Here is a 3,500-nt window from a genome sequence, read left to right on the forward strand (position 1 = left end):
GCGGTGCCGCCCAACCTGATCGGCTTCGTCGAGTCGGCCGGGATGCCTGCCGTCGCCTACGGGCAGCGGGATTCCCAGCAGCAGCTGGACGAGGATTTCCTGCATAACTCCTGGAAGTTCCAAAACCCGGTCAAGCTGGCCCGCGAGGCGATGGAGCCGGTCCGGGCGGGCTTCGAAGAGCTGGGCGCCGCGCTCAAGTCGCTCGTCGACGGGGTCGACCTGCTGCTGACGGGCCAGCTCTATCAGGAGATCGCCGCCAACGTCGCCGAGCGCTACGACATTCCGTTGGCCGCGTTGCACTTCTACCCGATGCGGCCCAACGGCCACGTGGCGTTTCCCGCGCGGTTGCCCGCGCCGCTGGTTCGCTCGACGATGAAGACCCTCGACTGGATGTATTGGCGGTTCACCCGGAGCGCCGAGGAAGCGCAGCGCCGCGAGCTGGGTCTGCCGCCCACGACGGTTCCCGCGTGGCAGCGGATGGCCGACGGCGGAACGCTCGAAATCCAGGCCTACGACCAGGCGATGTTCCCCGGCCTGGCCGCGGAGTGGAATGGCAAGCGCCCCTTCGTGGGTTCGTTGACCCTGGAGTTGGCCGCCGAGACCGACGATGAGGTCGCATCGTGGATCGCCGCGGGAAAGCCGCCGATCTACTTCGGTTTTGGCAGCACCCCGGTCAGTTCCCCCGCCGAGACGGTGGCCATGATCGCCGACGCCTGCGCCGAGTTGGGCGAACGCGCGCTGATCTATTCCGGCGCCGAGGGTTCCGAGCCCGCTCCGCATCGTGAGCACATCAAGCTGGTCGGACACGTTAACTACAGCACAATCTTGCCCATGTGCCGGGCGGCCGTTCACCACGGCGGGGCCGGCACGACGGCGGCGAGCCTACGAGCCGGGCTCCCGACGTTGATCCTGTGGGACGTGGCCGACCAGTTCATCTGGGCGACCCAGGTCAAACGGCTGAAAGTCGGCTCCGCCAAGAAGCTTTCGACCATCACCCGCAAATCGTTGGTCAGGCAGCTGCGCAAGATCCTCGCGCCGGACTACGTGGCACGGGCCCGTGAGATCGCACCGCAGATGTCCAAACCGGCCGTCGGGGTGGTCACCGCCGCCGACCTCCTGGAGCAGACCGTCCGCGTCGGCGTCTGAAACGGCCCACCGTCCGTGCGTAGCATCGATGTCGATGCAGCACAAGACTTTCTGCCACTGGCCGTCGATCTGAGAGGATCGGTGTCAGCTTGGCCGGGCCGCATTTCGTACTGGAACCAACCAGGGGGATCACTCATGAAGGTCGCCATCGGTAGCGTCGTCGCCTGCGTCGTCTTCATTGCGGCCTATGCGACCGCGGTTGCGTTGTATGCCAGTACCGGATTGGGACGGCCCAGTGAGGTCAGAGCAGGACAGCCAGCGGCCGATGGCACCTCGGTTACCGTCGACCTGGTGGATGTTCAGCCCATCAACGGCGTCCTGGTGGCCAACATTCTCGTTGCACCCGGGCCACAGTTGCTCGCACCGCACACCCACATCCTCGCGCAGGAATTCAGTGTCGCAGTCACCTCGGCTGTGACGCCCACCAAGCGCACCTGGCCGAAAGGCGACGTGCCCGGTGTTTTCCAGGTTTCCATGAGCATTACCGGCGACCCTGCTGAATATCCCTTCGATCACTACCGCTCGCGGCCGATCACCGTCGAGCTCTTCCGGGGCCAAGCTCAAATACCGGAACGAGCGGCAGTGACATTTGTCGACCGGTTGCGCGGCTGGAAGGTGTCGATTGAAGATGCCGCCCGGAAGATTTCCGATCCCGTCGACCCAAAGTCTGTGTCTCAGGACTACCGCGTGCTGGTGCAGCGGTCTCCAAGTACGGCCGCGCTTGCCGCGATCATCCTCTTTGTTCTGACCCTCATTGCGGGTATGGGGCTTTTCGTCGCAGTCCAAACAGCTCGAAACAAACGGAAATTTCAGCCGCCCATGACAACCTGGTACGCGGCAATGCTCTTTGCCATCGTTCCCCTGCGCAACGCGCTTCCTGATTCACCACCCATGGGATGGTGGGTCGATGTCACGGTCGTCGTCTGGGTGATCCTGATCCTGGCACTGTCGATGCTGCTTTACATCTTCTGCTGGTGGCGGCACTTGCGGCCCGAAATCGGGACCCAACATGACGGCTCGCGTGTGCCAAATACGCAGTCGGGTGGACCGCCGACAAATCATTAGATGGTGATTACCGAGCGGGTTCGCGTGTGGGCGTTCTCGCTACTCCCAGGTTGAACGGGTTAACTCCCGCATCCGCCCCGGCAGGGCTCAAAGCTGCCGGCTGGCGGCCGCGTCGCGCTGGACGAGCGGGTAAGACTTATACCACTTGCGGTGGTGTGCCGCCCCCATCTCGCGCAGGATGCCCATGGCCGCGAACCAGCCGTGCGTCTTGCGCAACCCCAGAATCATCGCCCGGCTGGAGCCCCAGTGGTACTTCAGGCCACCGAAGTGAACCTTGGCGGTCCTACGCCCGAAGTGGTTGACGTAGGCCATTTCCGTTGTGTAGACGCCGAATCCGGCTTTTCGTGCCCGCAATGCGAGGTCGAGGTCGAGCCCCCATCCGTAGCGGCCGAAGGTGTCGAGATCCATTCCCCCGACGGCGTCCCAGCATTCCCGGGACATCGCCAGCGCCGTCCCCTCGATGGCGGGCACCACCCGGTACAGCGGCCGCGGAACGTAGCTCGCCGCGTCCGGTATTCCCTCGACCACCGCGTAGGGGAATCCGATGTTGAACAGCGGCCCCACCATCCCGACGTCGGCGGGCAGGCGCGGGTCGAGAAAGGCGGCGACGAATCCCCGGGACAGCCGGGTGTCGTTGTTGAGCGTCATCGCGTGGGAGTAGCCCTCCGCGAACGCGGTTCGGAAGCCGAGCTCGCTGCCCCCGGCCCACCCCAGGTTCCTGCCCGGCGTGGCGACGCGTTCGTTGCCGATCTTCGGGTAGTCGCCGCGATTGTCGACGATCAGGTAGTCGGCGCCCTCGCGCTCCAAATCGGCTACGAGCGCGTGTGTGTACTCGTGCTGGCCGAAGACCGGCACCGTGATCAGTAGGGACACACCCGGAGCGTACCCCGAGCCGCGCAACCCCGCGGGGCCTTCCGGCATCAGTCCAAACCCCCGCGTCGGGCGGCTTTTTCCAGCAGATCGGCGGCGCTGGCTACGCTCTCGGCGGGCTTTGTCATCCGCGAGGCGACGTCACGCGCCCGGCTGACGTAGGCGGGCGCGAGGACCGACCTGAGGTCGGCGACCAGCGTTTTGCTGGTGGTGCTCGAGAAGCGGCGGGCGGAGCCAACTTTCAGCTGTTTGATCTGGGCCGCCCAGATCGGCTGATCGGAGGTGATCCAGAGGATCAGCGCGGGTACGCCGGCCCGTAACCCCGCGGCTGTGGTGCCGGAACCGCCGTGGTGCACAACGGCGCGGCAGGTGGGAAATATCGCGGCGTGATTGACCGCCGAGACAACCTTCACATGGTC

The 3,500-nt window shown here is 65.2% G+C and carries 4 protein-coding genes; 2 read left to right on the plus strand and 2 right to left on the minus strand.

Going from position 1 to position 3,500, the window contains the following annotated elements; all coding sequences use genetic code 11:
• The coding region (locus A5706_RS31345; RefSeq protein WP_068140426.1) for a glycosyltransferase at nucleotides 1-1,146 on the plus strand (1,146 nt) is incomplete at its 5' end.
• 135 nt (nucleotides 1,147-1,281) lie between these two features.
• Entirely contained in the window at nucleotides 1,282-2,211 is a 930-nt protein-coding gene (locus A5706_RS31350) for a DUF4436 domain-containing protein (protein ID WP_068140428.1), read from the plus strand.
• Between the two features lie 87 nt (nucleotides 2,212-2,298).
• Here the strand turns inward: A5706_RS31350 and A5706_RS31355 are convergent, their stop codons facing one another.
• Both A5706_RS31355 and A5706_RS31360 read right to left on the minus strand, forming a co-directional pair.
• Nucleotides 2,299-3,132 (minus strand): glycosyltransferase family 2 protein, encoded by an 834-nt coding sequence (locus tag A5706_RS31355; RefSeq protein ID WP_068140431.1) that lies wholly within the window; start codon nucleotides 3,130-3,132, stop codon nucleotides 2,299-2,301.
• Nucleotides 3,132-3,500, minus strand: a 369-nt coding sequence (locus tag A5706_RS31360; protein ID WP_369831986.1) for a glycosyltransferase, incomplete at its 5' end; no start/stop codon positions are given. The genes A5706_RS31360 and A5706_RS31355, both read right to left, overlap by 1 nt.

The sequence above is a fragment of the Mycobacterium sp. E796 genome, from assembly GCF_001672815.1.
In the GTDB taxonomy this organism is placed as follows: domain Bacteria; phylum Actinomycetota; class Actinomycetes; order Mycobacteriales; family Mycobacteriaceae; genus Mycobacterium.